Origin of the sequence: Pseudarthrobacter sp. Y6 (genome assembly GCF_050156205.1) — a bacterium.
Taxonomy (GTDB): Bacteria; Actinomycetota; Actinomycetes; order Actinomycetales; family Micrococcaceae; genus Arthrobacter.
Map to the genome: position 1 here is coordinate 475,733 of NZ_CP189574.1, position 21,151 is coordinate 496,883.

20 protein-coding genes and 1 pseudogene are annotated in these 21,151 nt (G+C 66.2%); 17 read left to right on the forward strand and 4 right to left on the reverse strand.

The features are described 5' to 3' along the window. Nucleotides 1-2: 2 nt before the first annotated feature. Nucleotides 3-491 carry an inorganic diphosphatase gene (locus ACQCSW_RS02300; protein WP_426989327.1) on the reverse strand — a complete coding sequence of 163 codons (489 nt, stop codon included), beginning with the start codon at nt 489-491 and terminating at the stop codon, nt 3-5. A gap of 154 nt (nt 492-645) precedes the next feature. Between ACQCSW_RS02300 and dacB the strand changes: the two genes are divergently transcribed. From dacB to ACQCSW_RS02375, 15 genes are all read left to right on the forward strand, one after another. Continuing rightward, on the forward strand, nt 646-2,130 hold the full coding sequence (dacB, locus tag ACQCSW_RS02305) for a D-alanyl-D-alanine carboxypeptidase/D-alanyl-D-alanine endopeptidase (RefSeq protein WP_426989328.1): 1,485 nt from the start codon (nt 646-648) through the stop codon (nt 2,128-2,130). A 245-nt stretch (nt 2,131-2,375) separates the two neighbouring features. Further along, on the forward strand, nt 2,376-3,509 hold the full coding sequence (locus tag ACQCSW_RS02310; RefSeq protein WP_426989329.1) for a zinc-dependent metalloprotease: 1,134 nt from the start codon (nt 2,376-2,378) through the stop codon (nt 3,507-3,509). 96 nt (nt 3,510-3,605) lie between these two features. Then, nucleotides 3,606-4,676, forward strand: coding sequence for a tRNA lysidine(34) synthetase TilS (gene tilS / locus ACQCSW_RS02315; RefSeq protein ID WP_426989330.1), 1,071 nt, complete (start codon nt 3,606-3,608; stop codon nt 4,674-4,676). Nucleotides 4,677-4,706: 30 nt separating this feature from the next. Beyond that, entirely contained in the window at nt 4,707-5,258 is a 552-nt protein-coding gene (gene hpt / locus ACQCSW_RS02320; RefSeq protein WP_426989331.1) for a hypoxanthine phosphoribosyltransferase, read from the forward strand. Nucleotides 5,259-5,354: 96 nt separating this feature from the next. Further along, entirely contained in the window at nt 5,355-6,422 is a 1,068-nt protein-coding gene (locus ACQCSW_RS02325; protein WP_426990602.1) for a LacI family DNA-binding transcriptional regulator, read from the forward strand. Nucleotides 6,423-6,543: 121 nt separating this feature from the next. Continuing rightward, nucleotides 6,544-8,610 carry an ATP-dependent zinc metalloprotease FtsH gene (gene ftsH, locus ACQCSW_RS02330; protein ID WP_426989332.1) on the forward strand — a complete coding sequence of 689 codons (2,067 nt, stop codon included), beginning with the start codon at nt 6,544-6,546 and terminating at the stop codon, nt 8,608-8,610. 10 nt (nt 8,611-8,620) lie between these two features. After that, nucleotides 8,621-9,265: a GTP cyclohydrolase I FolE gene (gene folE, locus ACQCSW_RS02335; protein ID WP_354250107.1), complete on the forward strand. Its 645-nt coding sequence runs from the start codon at nt 8,621-8,623 to the stop codon at nt 9,263-9,265. Nucleotides 9,266-9,275: 10 nt separating this feature from the next. Then, entirely contained in the window at nt 9,276-10,196 is a 921-nt protein-coding gene (gene folP / locus ACQCSW_RS02340; RefSeq protein WP_426989333.1) for a dihydropteroate synthase, read from the forward strand. Nucleotides 10,197-10,207: 11 nt separating this feature from the next. Beyond that, a complete protein-coding gene (gene folB, locus ACQCSW_RS02345) occupies nt 10,208-10,567 on the forward strand; it encodes a dihydroneopterin aldolase (protein WP_426989334.1) in 360 nt (119 codons plus the stop codon). After that, on the forward strand, nt 10,564-11,103 hold the full coding sequence (gene folK / locus ACQCSW_RS02350; protein ID WP_426989335.1) for a 2-amino-4-hydroxy-6-hydroxymethyldihydropteridine diphosphokinase: 540 nt from the start codon (nt 10,564-10,566) through the stop codon (nt 11,101-11,103). Before folB ends, folK begins: the two co-directional genes overlap by 4 nt. A 3-nt stretch (nt 11,104-11,106) precedes the next feature. Beyond that, on the forward strand, nt 11,107-11,640 hold the full coding sequence (locus tag ACQCSW_RS02355) for a DUF3180 domain-containing protein (protein ID WP_426989336.1): 534 nt from the start codon (nt 11,107-11,109) through the stop codon (nt 11,638-11,640). Further along, complete coding sequence (locus ACQCSW_RS02360; RefSeq protein ID WP_426989337.1) at nt 11,621-12,133, forward strand: PH domain-containing protein; 513 nt, start codon at nt 11,621-11,623, stop codon at nt 12,131-12,133. Before ACQCSW_RS02355 ends, ACQCSW_RS02360 begins: the two co-directional genes overlap by 20 nt. Further along, on the forward strand, nt 12,130-13,707 hold the full coding sequence (locus ACQCSW_RS02365) for a PH domain-containing protein (RefSeq protein WP_426989338.1): 1,578 nt from the start codon (nt 12,130-12,132) through the stop codon (nt 13,705-13,707). The genes ACQCSW_RS02360 and ACQCSW_RS02365 overlap by 4 nt, the downstream gene beginning before the upstream one ends. Then, nucleotides 13,700-14,590, forward strand: a complete 891-nt coding sequence (locus ACQCSW_RS02370) for a Rossmann-like and DUF2520 domain-containing protein (RefSeq protein WP_426989339.1) — start codon at nt 13,700-13,702, stop codon at nt 14,588-14,590. The genes ACQCSW_RS02365 and ACQCSW_RS02370 overlap by 8 nt, the downstream gene beginning before the upstream one ends. 1 nt (nt 14,591) lies before the next feature. Further along, entirely contained in the window at nt 14,592-15,521 is a 930-nt protein-coding gene (locus tag ACQCSW_RS02375; RefSeq protein WP_426989340.1) for a 4-phosphopantoate--beta-alanine ligase, read from the forward strand. 821 nt (nt 15,522-16,342) lie between these two features. Here the strand turns inward: ACQCSW_RS02375 and ACQCSW_RS02380 are convergent. Beyond that, on the reverse strand, nt 16,343-16,612 hold the full coding sequence (locus ACQCSW_RS02380) for a hypothetical protein (protein WP_426989341.1): 270 nt from the start codon (nt 16,610-16,612) through the stop codon (nt 16,343-16,345). A 125-nt stretch (nt 16,613-16,737) separates the two neighbouring features. On the opposite strand from ACQCSW_RS02380, the gene ACQCSW_RS02385 reads away from it, so the two are divergent. Both ACQCSW_RS02385 and ACQCSW_RS02390 read left to right on the forward strand, forming a co-directional pair. Further along, nucleotides 16,738-17,370: a TetR/AcrR family transcriptional regulator gene (locus ACQCSW_RS02385; protein WP_426989342.1), complete on the forward strand. Its 633-nt coding sequence runs from the start codon at nt 16,738-16,740 to the stop codon at nt 17,368-17,370. Between the two features lie 229 nt (nt 17,371-17,599). Beyond that, nucleotides 17,600-19,084 carry a DHA2 family efflux MFS transporter permease subunit gene (locus ACQCSW_RS02390; protein WP_426989343.1) on the forward strand — a complete coding sequence of 495 codons (1,485 nt, stop codon included), beginning with the start codon at nt 17,600-17,602 and terminating at the stop codon, nt 19,082-19,084. A gap of 143 nt (nt 19,085-19,227) precedes the next feature. On the opposite strand, the gene ACQCSW_RS02395 is transcribed toward ACQCSW_RS02390, so the two are convergent. Together ACQCSW_RS02395 and ACQCSW_RS02400 are read right to left on the reverse strand one after the other, a co-directional pair. Then, complete coding sequence (locus tag ACQCSW_RS02395) at nt 19,228-20,058, reverse strand: alpha/beta fold hydrolase (protein WP_426989344.1); 831 nt, start codon at nt 20,056-20,058, stop codon at nt 19,228-19,230. Nucleotides 20,059-20,092: 34 nt separating this feature from the next. Beyond that, nucleotides 20,093-20,945: pseudogene (locus ACQCSW_RS02400) on the reverse strand (alpha/beta hydrolase). Between the last annotated feature and the right edge of the window lie 206 nt (nt 20,946-21,151).

A 21,151-nucleotide genomic window follows, 5' to 3' on the forward strand; every position in this document is an offset into this window, starting at 1 on the left:
GACTAGTGGGCTGCCGGCACGTAACGCTTGATGGAGGCTTCCAGTTCGGCCTCGGCGGCGGCGCGGTCGCCCCAGCCCTCAGCCTTGACCCACTTGCCCGGCTCCAGGTCCTTGTAACGGGTGAAGAAGTGCTCGATTTCCTTGATCAGGAATTCGCTGACATCGCTGATTTCCTGGATGTGGTCAAAACGGGCGTCAACAGGGACGCACAGGACCTTGGCGTCTCCGCCGCCGTCGTCGGTCATGTTGAAAACGCCGATGGGGCGCGACTCAACGATGACGCCGGGGTGCAGATCGAAGTCCTGCAGGAGCACCAGTGCGTCCAGCGGGTCGCCGTCTTCGCCCAAGGTGTCCTCGAAGAATCCGTAGTGCGTGGGGTACTGCATGGAGGTGAAGAGGACGCGGTCCAGGCGGACGCGGCCGGTCTCGTGGTCAACTTCGTACTTGACTCGTGATCCCTTGGGGATCTCGATGGTCACGTCATGCTTCATGGAATGCTCCTCGGCAATTGCAGGGGGTTCGCGGCACAGGAGACGAACAACAAAAAGGAGTGTCCGTGCCGCCGACTACTATTGAGGATATAGCGAGAGGCCCAGGTTTCAGGAACTTGCGGGGAAATTTCAGGACTTGAGGACCAGCACCAGCATGAAGGAATCATCGGGCCCCGGCGCGTTCCGGCGCACCGTCCAGCGCGGGCTGCGTGCCTGGCCCACCGCCCTGCTTGTGGCCGTGATCGTCATCCTGGCACTGCCGGCCGCGTGGCTGGTTTCCCCTGCTTTCGTCGGTCCGGCACCAGTGGCGACGCCCGTGGTGCCTGCCTGGCAGCAGCTCCCGGCGACGCTTTCCGCCCGGCAGGGCCTGTCTCCGCTCTCGGAGTCGGCGTCCGTGCCGCTGCCCTCCGCCGTCGCCGCGCAGTTGGATGCCTTGTTAACCCCCGACGGCGACGGCAGCTTCACAGGGCTGGTCCAGGATGCGCTCACTGGCCAGGTCCTGTTTGATCGCGGCGGTTCGGAGAGCCGGATCCCCGCCTCCAATATGAAGCTGCTCACCGCGGTGGCCGCCCTCCGGGCAATCGGGCCGGACCACCGTTTCAGTACCAAAGTTCTGGCCGGTGCAGATGCCAACGATGTGGTGCTGACCGGCGGCGGCGACGTCCTCTTGGGCGCCGGGGAATCCGCGCCCAACGAGGTAATGAGCCACGCCGGGCTCGCCACCCTTGCCACCGCCACCGTGAACGCGCTCCAAGCTACAGGAACAACTGGCGAGCTGAAGGTCCTGGTGGACGATTCCCTGTTCAGCGGCCCCGCCCTGAACCCCGCCTGGGCTGAGGGGGACGTTGCGGCGGGCGAGGTGGCCCCGCTGTACCCGCTGGCGTTGAACTCGGCGCGCTTTGACCCGGCGGTGACCACCGGCCCGCGCCCCCAGGACTCAGCCCTCACCGCCGCGGAGGCGTTTGCCGCGCAGCTCAAGGCGGCAGGTGCAGCTGCGGGACTCACGGTAGCGGCCGGCGTCGAGCGTTACACCGCGCCTTCGGGCGATGGGCCTCCCGCAGAGGAGCCGGCGGTCCTGGCCGAGGTCCAGTCCGGCACGGTCGGCCAGCAGGTGGACCTGATGCTGCAGACCTCTGACAACTACCTGGCAGAGGTCCTGGGTCGGATGGCAGCGGCGGCTGCGGGGGAGCCCGCCAGTAACGACGGCGCCACCGTGGCAGTCCGCGCACAACTCGCGGACCTGGGGATCCCCACGGACACCATGCGGGTCGCGGACGTGTCCGGGCTGGCGCTGGCCAACCAGGTCTCTGCCCGCCAGTTCGTGGAAGTGGTGGGTGCCATCGCCACCGGGACCGATACCCGTTTGCGGGCTGCGCTGGATGGATTTCCGGTAGCGGGGCTGACCGGAACACTGGGCACCCGCTTTGGGGATGACGCCACTGCCCGCGGTGCCGGCCTGGTGCGGGCCAAGACCGGGACCCTGAACTCCGTGATCGCACTCAGCGGCTACGTGGTGGACGCAGACGGGCGGCTCCTGGTCTTCTCCTTCATAGGCAACGGTCTGGCGCCTGGCGCGGCCGGGAACCCGGAAGCCCTGGACCGGGCCGCCACGGCGCTCGCCGGCTGCGGCTGTCGCTAGGAATATCATCACGACGGCGGCGACCGCCGATCTCCAGCCACTGCGGGGCCCGGGGGACAGGGGAGCGATGGGGCGGTACGGGATCATGGGGTTCTCCTGGATGCGGACGGTTCGGCTGTCACTACTGTGCCCGCGCTTGTTAGCAGGGCGCTTTCGGCATCCTGTGCGCCAGCTGTGCCAGGCGGCCGTTCGCCGGTCAGCGAACTTAAGGACCATCCGCCGTCGGCTGTGATGTGATGGGGACTATGGAGTCCACTGCACGTGATTCGTCAGCCCCGGTATCATCCAGCCCGGCCCAGGCCCTGATCAACTGGGACTTGGCCGCGTCCACGGCGGCCCGGCTGGCCTCCGCGGGGCCAACACTCAACTCGGCGGAAATCGGCGAAGCTGTGGACAGCCTGCGCCGCCTCGCGGACGCCTCGGTTCCGCACGTCCACGAGATCACGGGCCTCGAAGCCGCACGGGACCTCCGCGACTCCTCTGTTCTGGTGGTGGACCGGGCCAATTGGGCCAAGGCCAACACACAGAGCTTCGCCGTGATGCTCAAACCCGCCATGGAAAAAATGCTCGAAAGCCGCCGCGGCAACGTCAGCCCGGCGGTGGCCAGCGTTAGCGGCGCCATCACGGGCAGCCAACTCGGCGCTGTCCTGGCGTTCCTGTCCAGCAAGGTCCTGGGCCAGTACGATCCGTTCGCGGCGCTCGCCGAAGGTTCCAAAGCGCCTGCCGCCGGCCGGCTGCTGCTGGTGGCGCCCAACATCGTGGCGGTGGAGCGGGAGCTCAACGTCACGCCGGAGGATTTCAGGCTCTGGGTCTGCCTGCACGAACAGACGCACCGTGTGCAGTTCGCGGCCGCGCCGTGGCTCCGCCACCACATGCTTTCCGAGATCGACAACCTCAGCGGGCACCTGCTGGGCAACGTTGATTCGCTGATGGAGCGTGCGTCCGCGGCCGCGCGTTCCCTCAAGGACCGGACCGCCACAGGAAATACTCCCGGCCGCGGCGCCATCCTGGACCTGCTGCAGAACCCCGAGGAGAAGGCGTCCCTGTCCCACCTGACGGCGGTGATGAGCCTGCTGGAGGGCCACGCCAACGTGGTGATGGACGCGGTCGACGCCAGCATCGTCCCGTCCGTCAGGACCATCCGGCAGCGCTTCACCGACCGTGGCAAGGACCGCGGCGTGATGGAGAAATTCATCCGCAGCCTCCTGGGCCTGGACGCGAAGATGCGCCAGTATTCCGATGGCGCCAAGTTTGTCCGCGCCGTAGTGGAGGTGGCCGGGATGGAGGGCTTCAACCGGGTGTGGGAATCCGCGGACAACCTTCCCACCGAGCCTGAAATCCACGACGCCAAGCTGTGGCTTGACCGGATGGGCCGGTAGGTGCCGCACGCCCCAAAAGTGCCGGACGCCCGCACGGCTTCAAGCGGACGACGACGGCCCGGCCGGCTCGCGCCCGTCGTCGGCAAGGCGCGCAAAATGGTCCAGAACGCCCTGGCGGACGCCGGCTATCCGGCGCACGTGCTGGTGGCCTGCAGTGGTGGCCCGGATTCGATGGCCCTCGCGGCGGTGGCAGCCTATTTTGCCCGCCGCGGCCACGTTGACGGGCACCCTCTGACGGTCGGCGCCGTGGTGGTTGACCACCAGCTGCAGGAGGGCTCGGCCCAAGTGGCTGGCGCCGCCGTCCAGGCACTGAAGGAACTTGGCCTCTCCCCGGTGGACCTCCGGACCGTTAACGTCGCCAGTACCGGGATGGGCCCGGAGGCCGCCGCCCGGGATGCCCGCCACGGAGCACTGGAGGCTGCGGCCAAGGAGCACGGGGCCGGCGCTATCCTGCTTGGCCACACTCTGGACGACCAAGCCGAACAGGTCCTGCTGGGTCTTGCCCGCGGCTCCGGCACGCGCTCGCTGGCTGGCATGCGGCCTGCCCGTGGCCTGTTGCTCCGGCCGTTTCTGGGGCTGCGCCGAGCGGATACCCTGGAGATCTGCGACGTCGAGGACCTCGAGCCCTGGCATGACCCCAGCAATTCCGACCCGTCGTTTGCCCGCTCCCGGACCCGGGTGGAAGTGCTGCCGCTGCTGGAGGAAAAGCTCGGGCCCGGCGTGGCGGAATCGCTCGCCCGGACGGCGTCCATCCTGCAGCAGGACGCCGACTATCTGGAGGACGTGGCAGATCGCACATTTGCCGAGTTGGCCGAGCGGTCCGGACTGGAGATCAGCCTCCCGGAGGAGGCTCTGGGGGAACTTTCCCCGGCCATCAGGTTCCGGGTCATCGCCAAGGCAGCGGCCGACGTCGGGGGCCAACAGCCCAGCTACCAGCGCCTTCTGGCGGCGGAAGCGCTGCTGCGGCGGCATGGTTCCGCCGGTCCCGTGGAGCTGCCTGGCGGGGTGAGCGTGTACCGGCTCTCCCTCGCCGAGTTGGCCCAGCGGGACGCGGCGGAAAGACGGCCCGGGACCCCAAACGGGCCCGGCGGCGGCGCCCGCGTTCCCCGCGAAGCGGCCCGCTGTGGGAAGCTAGTATTCCGGCCTCAAAAACCGCCCCAAGAATAGTCGCACCCAGCATCTACACAGGAGCCATTGGTGGATTCAAACGACGTCCAGGCAGACCTCAAGCACGTTCTCTACACCAAGGAACAAATCCAACAGCGGATCGGCGAGCTCGCTGCGCAGATCGACAAGGACTACGAAGGCCGCGAAATCCTTCTGGTCGGTGTGCTCAAGGGTGCTGTGATGGTCATGGCTGACATCGCCCGCGCGCTCCACAGCCACGTTTCGATGGACTGGATGGCAGTGTCGTCCTACGGCTCCGGTACCCAGTCCTCGGGTGTTGTCCGGATCCTCAAGGACCTGGACACGGACCTGATGGGCAAGGATGTCCTGATCGTCGAAGACATCATCGATTCCGGCCTGACCCTGTCCTGGCTCAAGACCAACCTGGAATCCCGCGGCACCGCATCTGTGGAGATCTGCACCGCCTTCCGCAAGCCCACGGCCGCCAAGGTGGAGATCGACGTCAAGTACGTCGGCTACGACATCCCCAACGAGTTCGTGGTGGGCTACGGCCTGGATTACGCCGAGAGGTACCGCAACCTGGACTTCGTGGGCACCCTCGCCCCGCACGTTTACGAGTAACAGTTCCCGCCGAGATGGCTTTTCACGGCAGTCCCACGACTGAACACTGCCGTGAAATGCCATCTCGCTGCATTTAAGCGATCGGGGGAAGAGGAGCTGAGCAACAAGAATATTGGCATCAAGGACGTCGCCGTCGCCGCCGGAGTGTCCGTCACCACCGTCTCGCACGTCCTGAATGATGTCTCGTACGCGCGGATAAGCACCGAAACCCGGGCAAGGGTGAAGTCTGCAGCGGCGCAGCTCGGCTATGGCCCCAACCGCCTGGCCCAGGCGCTCCGCACGCAGCGCACGGGATTGCTTGGCTTGGTCAGTGAGGACATCGCCACCATGCCCCATGCGGGCAGGATCATACTTGGCGCAGACGACGCCGCACGTGCCCGCGGCTATAATCTCATGATCGTCAACACTTCCATTTCGGCCAGCCCTGGATCCCGGAACGCAGACGTTGAGGCGCTTCTGGAGCGCCGGGTGGACGGCATCCTGTGCGCCCCCAAGTACCACCGCATTCTGGATGTTCCCGGCAACCTCGGTACCGTCCCGGCGGTCTTGGTAAACGCGGTCAGCAGCGGGTCATCCATCGCCGCCGTTGTCCCCGACGAAGAAGGCGGGGCCAAAACGGCGGTCACAGCCCTGCTGGCCGCCGGTCACACACGCATCGGCTTTCTGAACAGCACGGATGACGCGCCTTTCAGCCGCGGCCGCCTCCGCGGATTTGCGGATACCTTATGGGAGGCAGGGCTCGACGGCGGTACCGCGCCCGTTCAAACCGGACCAGCCGAAGTGCAGGGCGGCTACGAGGCGGCGCTCAGGATGCTGCAGCTCACCAAACCTCCCACCGGCATCTTTTGCTATAACGACAGGATGGCCATGGGCGCCTACCGGGCCGCGGCCGAGGTGGGGCTTTCCATCCCCGCTGACCTGTCCATTGTGGGCTTCGATGATCAGGAGCTCATCGCCGGCAACCTCTATCCGGGCCTCACCACGGTGGCTCTGCCGCACTACGAAATGGGTGCCTGGGCCACAGGCACGCTGATTGACGCCATCGAGGGCAAAGCCAATCTGGCCGGACTCGCGCCGCATCCCACGGTTCTGGACTGCCCGCTCGTGACCCGGGGATCTGTGGGACCGCCGCCGGATCCCGCTACGCCCAGAGGGAACTTTTGAGCAGTACCGTGCGTGAATTACTCCGAACGGTGTATAGCTAGTAGCTGATGCAGCACCACACGCGCGCAGACCCACTCGCCGTGCAGCACTACCAGAAGGGACGGGGCCAGCCCCCGAACAGATGAAAGCTAAGAGTTTCTTCAAGGGCCCGGGCATCTGGATCGTTGTTGTGATCGCCATGCTTCTCGTGGCCTTTGCAACACTGGCTCCCGGTGGTGCGGCACGGATCGACACGGACAAGGGCCTTGAGCTCCTCGCCGACAGCGGCAAGGTTGAGCAGGCAAGGATCTTCGACGGTGAAAACCGCGTTGACCTGACCCTCAAGGACAACCTGGACCTCAACGGGCAGGACAAGGGCAAGAGCGTCCAGTTCTTCTTTGTCGACGCCCGCGCCGCCGACGTCGTCAAGGCCGTCACTAACGCCAAGCCCGCGAACGGCTACACGGACCAGCCGATCGAAAGCAACTGGTTCTCCGGCCTGCTCTCGCTGCTCATCCCTGTCATCCTGCTTGGTGCGCTGTTCTGGTTCCTGATGACCCGGATGCAGGGCGGCGGTTCGAAGATCATGCAGTTCGGCAAGTCCAAGGCCAAGATGGTCAACAAGGACATGCCACAGGTGACCTTCATTGACGTTGCCGGTGCGGACGAGGCAGTGGAGGAGCTCCAGGAAATCAAGGAGTTCCTGCAGGAACCGGCCAAGTTCCAGGCCGTGGGCGCCAAGATCCCCAAGGGCGTGCTGCTCTACGGCGCCCCGGGAACCGGCAAGACCCTTCTGGCCCGTGCCGTCGCCGGCGAAGCCGGCGTGCCGTTCTTCTCCATCTCCGGCTCTGACTTCGTGGAAATGTTTGTCGGCGTGGGCGCGTCCCGTGTCCGCGACCTCTTTGAGCAGGCCAAGGCCAACTCTCCAGCCATCATCTTCGTGGACGAGATCGACGCCGTCGGCCGGCACCGCGGCGCCGGCATCGGCGGCGGCAATGACGAACGCGAGCAGACCCTTAACCAGCTCCTGGTGGAGATGGACGGCTTCGACGTCAAAACCAACGTCATTCTGATTGCCGCCACCAACCGCCCCGACGTCCTGGACCCCGCACTGTTGCGTCCGGGCCGTTTTGACCGCCAGATCTCGGTGGACGCCCCGGACCTGATCGGCCGCGACCAGATCCTGCAGGTGCACGCCAAGGGCAAGCCGATGGCCCCGGGTGTTGACCTTAAGGCCGTAGCCAAGAAGACTCCCGGCTACACGGGCGCCGACCTCGCCAACGTGCTCAACGAGGCCGCGCTGCTGACGGCCCGCTCCAACGCCAACCTCATCGACGACCGCGCCCTGGACGAGGCCATCGACCGCGTCATGGCCGGCCCGCAGAAGCGCAGCCGCGTAATGAAGGAACACGAGCGCAAAATCACCGCGTACCACGAAGGCGGACATGCCCTGGTGGCGGCTGCCCTGCGGAACTCCGCGCCGGTCACCAAGATCACCATCCTGCCCCGCGGCCGCGCCCTGGGTTACACCATGGTGGTCCCGGAGGACGACAAGTACTCCATCACCCGCAACGAATTGCTGGACCAGATGGCCTACGCGATGGGCGGCCGCGTGGCGGAGGAGATCGTCTTCCATGACCCCTCCACCGGAGCCTCCAATGACATCGAAAAGGCCACCTCCACGGCCCGCAAGATGGTCACCGAGTACGGCATGAGCGAACGCGTCGGCGCCGTACGCCTGGGCCAGGGCGGCGGCGAACCCTTCCTGGGACGCGACGCGGGCCACGAGCGCAACTACTCGGACCAGATCGCCTACGTGGTGGATGAGGAAGTGCGCCGCCTGATCGACCAGGCGCATGACGAGGCCTACGCCATCCTTACCGAAAACCGCGATGTCCTGGACCAGCTGGCCCTGGAACTCCTGGAGCGGGAGACCCTCAACCAGGCCGAGATCGCGCACATCTTCACGGACATCCGCAAGCATGACTTCCGCGAGGTGTGGCTGTCCAAGGAGACCCGTCCGGTCCAGAAGGCCGGCCCCGTGGAATCCCGCCTGGAGAAATCTGAGCGCGAAGCCCAGGAGGAAGCCAAGCAGGCCCGCCTCGAGGAACCGCTGGACGCGCAGCCGCTGCACCCGCAGGGTGTCCCGGACGACGCCCCGTTCCAGGGCGGCATCCCCGACTCGGGGCCTGACGGCATGCACGGCTAAGCTTTCTTCTGTGACTCACTTCGACGACGACGACGCCCCCGCCTCCGCCGGACACCCGGCGGAGGACGGATCCCACCACAAAAAGCACGAGAAGGTTGACCGGCCCAGGATTGAGGCGGCGGTCCGTGAAATCCTCCTGGCCATCGGCGAGGACCCGGACCGCGGCGGCCTTGTGGACACCCCCAGGCGGGTAGCCAAGGCCTACGCCGAGGTGTTCGCGGGACTGCACCACGATCCCGCAGACGTCCTCTCCACCACCTTCGACCTGGACCACGAAGAACTGGTCCTGGTTAAGGACATCCCGTTCTACTCAACGTGCGAGCACCACCTGGTGCCGTTCCACGGGGTTGCCCACGTCGGCTACATCCCCTCCCACGACGGCAAAGTGACAGGCCTGAGCAAGCTGGCACGCCTCGTGGACATCTATGCCCTGCGTCCCCAGGTGCAGGAGCGGCTCACCACCCAGATCGTCGAAGCAATGGTCAGCCACCTCAAGCCGCGTGGCGCGATCGTCGTTGTCGAATGCGAACACATGTGCATGTCCATGCGCGGTGTCCGCAAGCCCGGAGCAAAGACCGTCACCAGCGCGGTCCGCGGGCAGCTTCATGACCCGGCCACCCGTGCCGAAGCCATGAGCCTCATCCTCGGAAGGTAAGTAACAGACCATGGACTCACTAGCTGCAGCCCCGGGAACCGGGCCCGCGACATCTCCGCTGCCCATCCTGCGCAAACCGCGCCCTGCCGCGAAATTCGCGGACCTGCCCACCGGCCGCACCCTGGTCATGGGCGTCCTGAACGTCACCCCGGACTCCTTCAGCGACGGCGGAAAGCACGCGACGGCGGACACCGCCATCGCGGCCGGCCTGCGGATGTTCTACGCCGGAGCGGACATCATCGACGTCGGCGGCGAATCGACGCGCCCCGACGCGGAGGACGTCAGCCCGGAGGAAGAGCAGCGCCGGGTGATCCCCGTCATCGAAGCCCTGGTCAAAGCGGGCGCCCTAGTCAGTATCGACACCACCCACGCCTCCACGGCCGCCGCTGCCCTGAAGGTCGGCGCCGCCATCATCAACGACGTTTCCGGGCTGACCATCGAACCTGAGATGGCCGAGCTCGTAGCCGCGTCCAAAGTGCCGTATGTCCTCACGCACCGCCGCGGCGACGCCCGCACCATGAACTCCCTCGCCGAATACCAGGACGTGGCCGGCGAAGTGGTGGCAGAACTGGCTGGCGTCCGCGACAAGCTCTACGCAGCCGGGGTGAGCAAAGAGCAGATCATCGTTGACCCGGGTCTGGGCTTCGCCAAGAACGACGCCCAGAACTGGGAGCTCCTGCAGCACCTGGACCAGCTGGACAGCCTGGGGCACAAGATCCTGGTGGCTGCCTCCCGCAAGCGTTTCCTGGGCACACTCCTTACAGTCGCCGGCAAGTCCGCCGCCCCGGAGGAACGCGACGACGCCACGGCCGCCATCACCGCGATCAGCGCGTTCCGCGGGGCCTGGGCCGTCCGTGTGCACGACGTCGGTCCAAGCCTTGACGCCGTCAAGGTGGCCGCGCGGATGGCCGCCGCCCCTACCACCACCTAGGCCGGGCACCCATGGACAGGATCACGCTGAGCGGTGTCACCGCCGTCGGCCATCACGGAGTCTTCGATTTCGAGCGCCGTGAGGGCCAGCCGTTTGTGGTGGACGCCGTGCTGCATCTGGACTTCGCCAAAGCCGCAGTATCCGATGACGTCCGGGACACCGCCCACTACGGCGAAGTGGCTGAGCGGATCAAGGATTGGATCACGGGGGAGCCGCTGAACCTGATCGAGGCCCTGGCCGTCCGGATCGCCGATGGCCTGCTCGCAGAATTCACCATCCAGGCCGTGGACATCACCGTCCACAAACCCAAGGCACCCATCGAGGTGCCCTTCGGGGATGTGGCTGTCAGCGTGCACCGGGAGAGAACATGAGCGGCGGGTACACCAAAGCCGTCCTGGCCCTCGGTAGCAACCTGGGCGAGCGGAACGACACCCTGTCCGAAGCCGTTGCTGACCTGGTGGACCCGCCGGAGGTGCGCCTGCAGGCCGTTTCCCCGGTGGTGCAGACCAAAGCCGTTGGCGGCCCGGCCGGCCAGCCCGACTTCCTGAACATGGTCATCACCGTGGAAACCACGCTGTCCCCGGCGGAACTGCTCAAGCACTGCCAGGCGGTGGAAAACAAGCACCTCCGCGTGCGTGAAGTGCGCTGGGGGCCCCGGACGCTCGACGTCGACATCATCACCTACGGCGACCTCACCAGTGACGACCCGGTGCTGACCCTGCCGCACCCGCGTGCAGCCGAACGCGCCTTTGTGCTGTATCCGTGGTCGCTCATCGACCCGGCGGCCACCCTGGGCGGGGAACGCATCAGCGAGCTGGCTGCCCGCGCCGCCGACTTTGACGACCTCGCCCCGTTCGACGGTTTCGGCGACTACGACGGCGCCCCGACAGCCGGGGCGGTCGAGTAACCAGTGAAGCCCATCAACCCTGTCCGCCTGCTGCTGATCGGCCTGGTCCTGACCGTGGCGGGCTGGTCGGCCACCGTGGTGACCACACGCTACAGCATGGCCACGCCGGTTCTTCCGGCCACCGCGCTGGCCACCATGGGCGTGATTGTTGCCATCACGCTGGTTCTTGGCATCCGCGTGCTCCGGTGGCGCAACAGCACCAAACGCAAGAAGGCGCTGGACCCCATCCTTGCCGCCAGGACCCTGGTGCTTGCCCAGGCCTGCGCCTACGCGGGCACCGTCCTGCTGGGCTGGCACGTGGGGATCTTCGTGGACCAGCTGCGCATCTGGAACCTGCGCAGTGACCAGGGCATCACCTGGGTGGCAATCGCGATCGCTGCTGGCGGTTTGGTGATGATCGTCGTCGGCCTGCTGGTGGAGCGGTTCTGCAAGATCCCGCCCGAGGACAGCGATGCAACGCCCGGTGACGGGAAACCCGGCCGCGGGGTAGTCGGCGAAGCCACAGGGGAAGGCGAATATGCGTACAGAGGCGATTGATCCACCGGGCATTTCATGGCAGCGGGTGTCCCCGAAATACGTCACGGTGCGGCTTGTGCAGTGGGCCATCGGGAACCTGGTCACGGTGATCGTCCTGGCTCTGCCCCTCGTCTTTGTCCTGCTCGGCTGGTGGCAGTGGCCGCCGCTGTGGCTGGCCGTCACCGTCCCGGCGGTGACTCTGGTCCTGGCCATCTGGCGGCTGGTGCTGATCCCGCGCCAGGTGCGCGCCATCGGCTACGCCGAGCGTGACGATGACCTGCTGGTCCGGGACGGCATTTTCTTCCAACGGACCATGGCGGTTCCCTACGGCCGCATGCAGTACGTGGACATCGGGGTGGGCCCGGTGGAACGCGGGTTGGGACTCTGCACGCTTAAACTCCACACCGCCTCACCCGGAACCAACGCCACCATCCCCGGCCTGCCCGCTGCGGAGGGGGCACGCCTGCGCGAGCAGCTCGCCGCCCGCGGCGAAGCGAGGCTGGCGGGGCTGTGACGGCTAACGTTCCGGAGGCCGGCGCTCCGAGTGCGGTTCCGGTAGCGCCCGACGGCGAGTGGCTGCGTGTGCACCCGGCGTCCCCATTTGTGCGCGGCTGGGTGGCGCTGGCCGCCATTGGTTTCTTCTTTGGACGGGACATTTTCGAGCGGTTGCTGCAGGGCCGTCCGATCTCCGGGGAGGACCTCGCGGGCCGGGCACCGTGGCTGGTCGCCGGCGGCGGCATCGTGTTGGTGGTGACCGTGCTGGGCTTCATCCTGACCTGGTACTTCACCAAGTACCAGGTCTCCGAAGGGTACGTCAGGGTCAACTCCGGCTTCCTCTTCCGCCAGCAGCGGCAGGCCCGGCTGGACCGCGTCCAGGCCATCGACATCGTGCAGCCCCTCGTGGCCAGGATCTTCGGCCTGGCCGAACTCAAGTTTGAGGTGGCCGACGCCGGCGAATCGGCCGTCAAACTGGCTTACCTGCGGATGGACGAGGCCCGCCAGCTCCGGGCCACCATCCTGGCGCGGGCCGCAGGCGTGGTCCCGGACCCGGCCCGGCCGCAGGAGGCCGCACCCGAGGCGCCCGAATATCCGGTCCTGTCCGTGCCGCCGTCGCGCCTTATCGGTTCGCTGCTCCTCAGCGAGCAGAGCTTCTTTGTGGTGGTGGGCGGCATTGCCTCCGTGATCCTGTCCGCCGTGACGGAAAACCGCGGCTTCTTCTTCTACCTGATCCCGGCGGTGCTGGGTCTTGCAGCCAGCTACTGGGGCTCCTTTAACAAGGGCTACAACTTCACCGCGGCCATTTCGCCGGACGGGATCCGGCTCCGGTATGGACTGTTGGACACGCAGGCGCAGACGCTCCCGCCGGGCAGGATCCAGGCGCTGAAAGTGGCTCAGTCCCCGCTGTGGCGGATCTTCGGCTGGTACCGGATCCAGGTCAACGTGGCCGGGTACGGCGCGGCCGGCAGCAACGGCGAGACGGCGTCCCGGACCACGCTGCTGCCCGTGGGCAAGCTGCCCGACGTGATGAGCATGCTCGCACTCGTTCTGCTGGACCCTGGCACACCGGAGCCCGGAAAGGTCATCGCGGCGGGGCTCTCGGGGTTGAATTCCGACGGCGGTTTTGTCACCACGCCGCGCCGCGGCAGGTTCCTGGCGCCGCTGGGCTGGCGCCGCAACGGCTTCGCCACCACTGGCACCGCCCTGCTGATCCGCTCGGGCCGATGGTGGCGGGAACTGGTGATGGTCCCGCACCAGCGCACCCAGTCAATGGCACTGCACCAGGGTCCGCTCGCACGGCGGTTCGGCGTGGCAGACGTTGTCCTGCACACCACGGCGGGGCCGGTCTCGCCGCGGCTCACCCAGGCCGGACTTGACGAGGCCCGTGCCCTTTTTGATGCACAGTCCGCCCGCGCCCGGCTCGCCCGCAAGCGGCAGACCAGCGAACAATGGCTGGCGCAGGTGGCTCCGGTGGTTGAGCCCGCCCCGGTGGTTGATCCTGTCGAAACCCCGGAAGCCCCGGTGGTTGAGCCGGTCGATACCCCCGCGCCGCAACAAACTCTCCAACAGGAAGGCCCGCAACGTGGCTAAGCCCGGGCGCCTTGGCGTCGGAATCATTGGTGCCGGGAAAGTGGGCGCCGTCCTTGGTGCCGCGTTGCGCTCGGCCGAGCACGCCGTCGTCGGGGTTTCCGCGGTGTCCGAGGCCAGCCGTGAACGGGCAGAGACGCTGCTGCCGGGCGTGCCCATCCTGGAGATCCCGGAGATTGTGGAACGGTCCGAACTGGTGCTCCTGGCCGTGCCCGACGACGCCTTGGCCGGGCTGGTGGACGGCCTCGCCAAACTCGGAGCGTGGCAGCCCGGACAGATCGTGGCGCACACCTCAGGAAGATTCGGCGTCGGGGTGCTCCGCCCGGTGCGCGCCGCCGGAGCCATCCCCCTTGCACTGCACCCCGCCATGACGTTCACGGGCATGAGCCTGGACCTGACGCGCCTTTTGGACTGCACTTTCGGCGTTACCGCAGATGCCGCGATGCTGCCCATCGCGCAGGCGCTGGTGGTGGAGATGGGCGCCGAACCCGTGGCCATCGCCGAGGGGGACCGGACCCTTTACCACGCGGCCCTTGCCCATGGCTCGAACCATATGGTCACCCTGGTTGCGCAGGCCTCCGAGTTGCTCCGCGACGTGGGCGTGGACGCGCCGGAACGGATGCTGGGCCCTCTGCTGCGTGCCACGCTGGAGAACGCGCTCGCCTCCGGCGAATCGGCGCTGACCGGGCCGGTGGCCCGCGGCGACGTGGGGACAGTGGCGGCACACGCCGAAGCGTTGCGGGAGTACGACGCCGGTGCGCACGGCGATGTACTCGAGGCTTACCTCGCCATGGCCCGAGCCACAGCACGGCGGGCAAGCAGCCGGGGGCTGCTCAAAACGGATCAATTGGGGGCCCTCCGCGCGGCCCTGGACGGGGGAGACTGACATGCCCACGCAACTGGTGACAACTGCCGCAGAGCTCCGGGAGGCGAGTGCCCGGCTGCTGGTGCAGAAGGGGGGCAGTTCCCAGGGACTGGTGCCCACCATGGGCGCGCTGCACGAAGGGCACGCCCGGCTGGCGCGCACCGCCGTCGAACAGAACGACGTAGTGGTGGCGTCCATCTTCGTGAACCCGCTGCAGTTCGGCGACACGGTGGACCTGGACCGGTACCCGCGCATGCTTGACGCCGATCTTGCCCTGCTGGAAGAACAGGGCGTGGACCTGGTCTTCGCACCGCCGGTGGAAGAGGTCTATCCCGGCGGCGAGCCGTTGGTCCGCGTGACCGCCGGATCCTTGGGGGAGAAGTGGGAAGGTGCCTCACGGCCAGGCCATTTCGACGGGGCCCTCACCGTGGTTGCCAAGCTGCTGCACTACGGCATCCCGGGTTCAGGGCTGCCCGCCGCCGGGGCCTTCGTCTCCGGCACCGGGGGGGGATTGCCGGCCTACCGGGCGTATTTCGGGCAAAAGGACGCCCAGCAGCTGGCGTTGGTGCGCCGGATGGTGTCGGACCTGAACTTCCCCGTCGAAATTGTTGCCGTGCCTACAGTCCGGTCTGCCGACGGACTGGCCCTGTCCAGCCGCAACCGCTTCCTGTCCGCGGAGGAGCGCGAGGCCGCCCTGGTGTTGTCGCGGGCCCTGCGGCTCCTGGCGGAGCGGGCAACCGCCCACCAGCCGCTGGACCTCGAATCGGCCCAGGCCATGGTGGAATCCCAGCCATTGGTGGGACTGGACTACTTCGACGTGGTGGATCCCCGCACCCTTGAGCCGGTGGCCGAAAACTGCCGGAAAGTCCCGTTCCGCGGCGAAGGCCTGGCTATCATCGCGGCCAAGGTGGGGACGGTCCGGCTGATCGATAACGTGCCGCTGAGCAGCTGATATGTAGCGTCCGGTTCGTGGCACGCAAGCGGTTCGTGGCACGCAAGGCCTCGGATCTTTGTTCGTCGTTCTGTGCATGGGCTGTGCTGAAATTGTTGCCCCTGCCCCTGCCCCTGCCCCTGCCCCTGCCCCTGCCCCTGCCCCTGCCCCTGGCATCGCCTTATTTCGGCGTACTCTCCGGAGGACCGATCCGATGATCCGCACAGTAGATGACGGGCTGTCTTATCTCGTCAAAGTGAATGACGCGTCCGTCTTGGACGTCTATTTGAACTCGGCCGTGGACTTGGCCCGCTCGTTTGCAGCCAACACCGGCCTGTGCGGGATTCTGGGGACCCACCACGCACACGACACCTACACCGTTGTGGTCAGCGAGGCCGTACCTTTCGGAGAGACCCAAAATCGTCGCCTCCGTCCTGGCGGACAAATCCCCGGAACTGTCCGAGATCAAATGGCGTCTGCGCGGCTGCCTGGCCGCCCATCCGGGGTCGCCGGAACAGGCTCAACTGGCCCACCTGATGGCAACCTCAGAAATGGTGAATGCCTTCGGTGAGGAACGACCGCCCCATGGCGGTACCGGATAGTCGGTGGATTCGCGGCAATGCGTATCCTCGAGGTGACGACTCCGCCGTCCCGTCAGCCTGCAGCCGGTTCCTTTCACAGCGGGATGAATGAGGGATCAGAGGCTCACCATGGACATTGCACCCTGCTTGGGCGCGGGCATGTGACCGCCGGGCGCCTTGTGGACCGCAGCCTTACGTTGTAACGCCCCCGCGTTGTTATCCGGGCGCGGGGCGCAGGAACGTGTTGCTCTACTGCACTGACTAGCCCTGCAGGTCGCGGTTGAGCATCAGCTGCTGCAGGAGCGCACGTTCGGGCCTTCCAGGGTTCCGGGCCACGCAGCGGCGCAATCGGGCCCGGGCCAGCTCCTCGCCGGGAGCCGTTCCGCGGAGCACTTCATCAATGATTTCCTGCGCCTGCCACCTCAGGGATTCCCGCGCGAAATGCCGGACCTCGGCGGACGCTGCAGTACTTTCCATCCACGGGTCATAGTCATCACACGGGATAAAACCGTAGGTTCGCTCTGCTGACATCGGGGCCTCCTTGCACCAAGCCGACGGGGCACTCGGGGAGGGTCCTGTCGGCGTCATAAGCGTCTGGGAAAACATTACCGTGAGTAAGACCGGTCTGTCTGCCCTCGGGGTAAAGTATTCTTACGATGATTTTCGATGCAGACCACAGTGCCGAACCCGCGCTGGCTCATGCGGATTTCCCCGCCGAGGCGGCAGTTGTCTCTGCCGATTCCCGGGGCCGGATCCTAGCTGCGGCTTACGAACTGTTTTCCCGCCGCGGTGTGCGGGACGTGGGTGTGAATGAACTGATCGAGCGCTCCGGCGTGGCCAAGGCAACGTTTTACCGGCACTTCCCGTCCAAGGACGCGCTGGTCCTCGCGTTCCTGGAGCAGCGGGACCAGATATGGACAGTTGATTCCATCGTTGGCCAGGCCAAACTGCGCGGCACCACCCCCACTGAACAGCTGCTGGCCATTTTCGACGTCTTCGGCGACTGGTTCCTGCGCGACGACTTCGAGGCGTGCTCCTTCATCAACATTCTGCTTGAGATGGGGCCGGCACATCCGCTGGGCCTGGCCAGCATCGAGTACCTGGCCAGGATCAGGGGCCATGTGCAGGCCCTCGCGGAGCAGGCCGGGTTGGACCGCCCGGAGGATTTCGCTCGGTCGTGGCACATTCTCATGAAGGGGTCCATCGTCTCAGCCGCCGAGGGGGACACCCTAGCGGCGAAGCGGGCCCAACAGATGGCTGGCTGGCTGATCGAGCACCACCGCAGCTGACTCCCGGCGCGAACGGACACTTAAGTCCCCGCCTATGGCGCGAACGGACACTTAAGTCCCCGCCTATGGCGCGAACGGCACCTCCCGAACAGGCGTACGCCGGGAGTTGGAAAATTCCTGTGCCGAAGAAAAAACCTGTGCGCCGGAATTACTCCGGCCGGTACAGTGTTTGAATCTGCAGCGACGATGCTCGCGCGACACTTCATTCTTACTCCCTGAGGGAACACCCATGTCTACAGAAGTCTCTTCGAACGCCTCCGGCAAGTCCGGGCAGTCCGCGCACGCGGCGGCGCCGAAGTCCTCCGCACCGGAGAAAATGTCCCGCGAATCGGTGACCATCATCGGGACCCTGCTCGTGGCGACCTTTGTGGTGATCCTGAACGAGACCATCATGAATGTTGCCCTGCAGCGGCTGATGGTTGACCTGGGAGTGGACGCGCCCACCGTTCAGTGGCTCTCCACCGGCTTTATGCTCACTATGGCCGTGGTCATTCCCACCACCGGGTTCATCCTCCAAAGCCTGTCCACGCGAGCCGTCTTTATGCTCGCCATGGGACTGTTTGCCGGCGGCACCGCCCTGGCGGCAGTGGCTCCCGGTTTTGAGATCCTGCTCCTCGCACGCGTCATCCAGGCCGGCGGTACGGCCATCATGCTTCCGTTGCTGATGACCACCATCCTCACCCTGGTGCCTCTGGCCAAGCGCGGCGCCGTCATGGGCAACGTCAGTATCGCCATCTCCGTGGCACCGGCCATGGGGCCGACTGTCTCCGGGCTGATCCTGGAGCACTTCACCTGGCGCTTTATGTTCGTCTTTGTCCTGCCGGTAGCCCTGGCCGCCTTGGCCATCGGCGCCAAGTACCTGACGAACGTGGGCGAAACTGAGAAGACCAAGCTCGACTTCCTCTCCGTACTTCTTACAGTTCCTGCCTTCGGTGGCCTGGTGTACGGTCTCAGCCAGATCGGCGGCGGACACGGCGGTCAAAGCGGTCCGAACACCGTAGCCATCGCCGCGCTGGTCATCGGCGTAGCCAGCCTGACGGTCTTTGTGCTCCGCCAGCTCCGGCTGCAGAAGGCCGAAGCTCCGCTGCTGGACCTCCGCGCCTTCAACTTCCGGATGTTCACGGTCTCCGTGCTGCTGATGGTGGTGGCCATGATGGCGCTCTTCGGCGGCGTGATCCTCCTGCCGCTCTACCTGCAGGAAATCCGCGGGCTGGGTTCGCTGGAGACCGGGCTCGCGCTGCTTCCCGGCGGGCTGGCGATGGGCCTGCTGGGCCCGTTCATCGGCCGGCTGTTCGACAAAGTGGGGCCGCTGCCGCTCACCGTTACCGGTTCCGTGCTGATGGTGCTGGCCCTGTGGCAGTTCTCAATGCTCGACGCCGGCACTCCGGTCTGGTGGATCGTCACCCTCCACGTGGGCCTCAGTTTCGGCCTGGCGCTGCTGTTCACTCCGGCATTTACCACCGGACTGAACCCGCTGCCGCCGCATCTCTACTCGCACGGCTCGGCGATCATGAGCACCGCCCAGCAGGTAGCCGGTGCTGCCGGCACGGCGCTGTTGGTGTCCATCTTTGCCGTGGTCTCGGCCGCGTCAGGGCTCGTTGCCGGCATGAGCGCCGCGTTCCTGACGGCAACCGTCATAGCCCTCGCCGCCGTCGTGCTTTCCGCGATGATGCGCAAAACAGAAGGTGCCGCACCCGGCCACGGCAGCCACTAACGGACACCTCCGCCGCCACCTCTCGCAACGGCGCGAACTGGCAGCAGATGACCTCAAATCCCGGATTTGAGGTCATCTGCTGCCAGTTCGCGCTTCAGGGTGCGGGGGCTTAAATGTCCGTTCGCGCCGGGGACACGACCGGGCTAACCGGCGAAGAAGTCGCTCAGTTCGGTGATGAGCTTGTCCGGGGCGCGGAGGACGCTGTCGTGGCCGGCCCCCTGCAGGATGGTGTAGCTGGAGCCGGACAGGACATCGTGGATCTGGCCGCACGCAACACCGAAGTACGCGGGGCTCTTCTCGCCCACAATAATCAGCGTTTCCAGGGGCAGTTTTAGGAAGGGCTCGGCCGGCATGTCCGCGGCGATGATCGCCTTGATTTCCCGGACGCCGGTGCGCATCAGTTCGCGCATCTGTTTGCCCACGTGGGTACCGGCGGTGAGCTTGTTGGCGATGGTGAGCATGGACAGCGGCATCCGTGAGAAGGCGCCGGTCTCCAGGCCCTTGGTGAGTACGGCCAGGGCGCGGTCGTCGTCCCCGGAGGCCGTGGCGCGTTCGTATTCAGCAGTCCAGTCGGCCTTTACGCTGTGGTTCACGGACACGGCGGGGTCATACACAGCCAGCCGCTCCACCGGAAGGGTCCGGGCAGCGTGCAGGGCCACCGCGCCGCCGAAGCTGTGGCCAAAGACGTCCGTGCTGGACGTGTGTTTCATGACGGCGTCCAGGTCCCGGATGTCCGCGTCCAGCGTGTAATCCTCGGCCTGCGGCGACGATGAACCCCGGCCGCGGCGGTTGAACGTGTGCACCGGGCGGCCCAACTCAGCGCTGAGTTTCTGCGCGAACTTTGTGTAGTCGGCCGCGGTCACCATGGAGGCCGGCACTACAACCACGCCGGAGCCGGCGGACGCCAGTTCAGCACCAGTGGACAAGAGCTCCAGCGTGCCGCCGTCGGGGGTCTTGATGTTCTTGCTCGTCATGATCCGAGCCTAGCCGAGCAACCTGCGGAATGCCTCAGCCCCTGAAGTATTCCGCGATGTCCGTGACAAGTTCCTTCACGGCGGCCGGTATGGAGCCGTGGAAGCCCTTGGGTGAGAGCTCGAACGTGCTCCCCGGGACGGCAGCATGAAGGCGCTGGGCCGTGACCCTGTAGTAGCTCGGGCTTGCCACCGACCATAAAGTGCGTGTTCGCGGGCAGGACTGCGAAGTTCCTGACATGCTCGGCTTCGTCGTATGCGGCCCGCAGCTCACCGACGCCGGTGGGCATCAGTTCCTTGAACATCCTGTTCACCTTCGTCCGGGACACCACGGCCATCAGACCTGCAAGCACAGGCTCGGGGACCATTGCAAGTGCAGTGCCCGGCTGCATGCCCTTTTTCATCCGGGCCATGGCATGCCCCACCTTGCCCGCATTGACCGCTGCTTCAAAGTCGTCCAGCCAGGACATATCGATGCTGCCGTCGATGTTCACCGCCGCATCGTAGACCGCCAGTTTGTCCGGTTCGTAGGGTGTGCCCGCGAACTCCTGGACAGCGTTCAGCGCCACCGACCCGCCCAGGCTGTGGCCCAGGAGGTTACGGGCGCCCGTGGCATGCATGACCGTACGGACATCGGCGATTTCGGTGGCCATGGAATAGTCGGCCGGCTGCTCGGTGGAGTTACCCCTCCCGCGCCGGTCATAGACGTCCACTGCCCACCCGTCGCCCAGCCCGTCGGCCAATGCCATCGAGAACGGCCGGTAGATCAGGGCGGTGAGGAACGCTCCGCCGATGACCACCACCCGGCGCTCTCCAGGCGCATCCTCGCTGCCGTAGCTGTACAAAGCCAGCCAGCCGCCGTCGTGCGTGGGGACTGTCCGTTCTTTCACGCTCCCCATCCACGGAGCGCCAGCGGCGCTGGACCGCTAAGTACTACTAGCAGGCTGTTCAGGTCCCGGGTTGCGCAGCGATGACTCCTTGACCCGACCGCCCTCAAATCACGGAATAGAACCAGAACCACTGGTTCGGACCAGTTGGTGAGTTTAGTCAATAGCCTCCGGCTATTGACACGGCTAGCTTGTGATGTCAGTCTCTT

Bases quoted from the DNA above. Each gene is read 5' to 3' on its own strand.
- ACQCSW_RS02300 (WP_426989327.1), bottom strand. From the start codon at position 491: ATGAAGCATGACGTGACCATCGAGATCCCCAAGGGATCACGAGTCAAG.
- dacB (WP_426989328.1), top strand. From the start codon at position 646: ATGAAGGAATCATCGGGCCCCGGCGCGTTCCGGCGCACCGTCCAGCGC.
- ACQCSW_RS02310 (WP_426989329.1), top strand. From the start codon at position 2,376: ATGGAGTCCACTGCACGTGATTCGTCAGCCCCGGTATCATCCAGCCCG.
- tilS (WP_426989330.1), top strand. From the start codon at position 3,606: ATGGTCCAGAACGCCCTGGCGGACGCCGGCTATCCGGCGCACGTGCTG.
- ftsH (WP_426989332.1), top strand. From the start codon at position 6,544: ATGAAAGCTAAGAGTTTCTTCAAGGGCCCGGGCATCTGGATCGTTGTT.
- folP (WP_426989333.1), top strand. From the start codon at position 9,276: ATGGACTCACTAGCTGCAGCCCCGGGAACCGGGCCCGCGACATCTCCG.
- folB (WP_426989334.1), top strand. From the start codon at position 10,208: ATGGACAGGATCACGCTGAGCGGTGTCACCGCCGTCGGCCATCACGGA.
- folK (WP_426989335.1), top strand. From the start codon at position 10,564: ATGAGCGGCGGGTACACCAAAGCCGTCCTGGCCCTCGGTAGCAACCTG.
- ACQCSW_RS02360 (WP_426989337.1), top strand. From the start codon at position 11,621: ATGCGTACAGAGGCGATTGATCCACCGGGCATTTCATGGCAGCGGGTG.
- ACQCSW_RS02375 (WP_426989340.1), top strand. From the start codon at position 14,592: ATGCCCACGCAACTGGTGACAACTGCCGCAGAGCTCCGGGAGGCGAGT.
- ACQCSW_RS02380 (WP_426989341.1), bottom strand. From the start codon at position 16,612: ATGTCAGCAGAGCGAACCTACGGTTTTATCCCGTGTGATGACTATGAC.
- ACQCSW_RS02385 (WP_426989342.1), top strand. From the start codon at position 16,738: ATGATTTTCGATGCAGACCACAGTGCCGAACCCGCGCTGGCTCATGCG.
- ACQCSW_RS02390 (WP_426989343.1), top strand. From the start codon at position 17,600: ATGTCTACAGAAGTCTCTTCGAACGCCTCCGGCAAGTCCGGGCAGTCC.
- ACQCSW_RS02395 (WP_426989344.1), bottom strand. From the start codon at position 20,058: ATGACGAGCAAGAACATCAAGACCCCCGACGGCGGCACGCTGGAGCTC.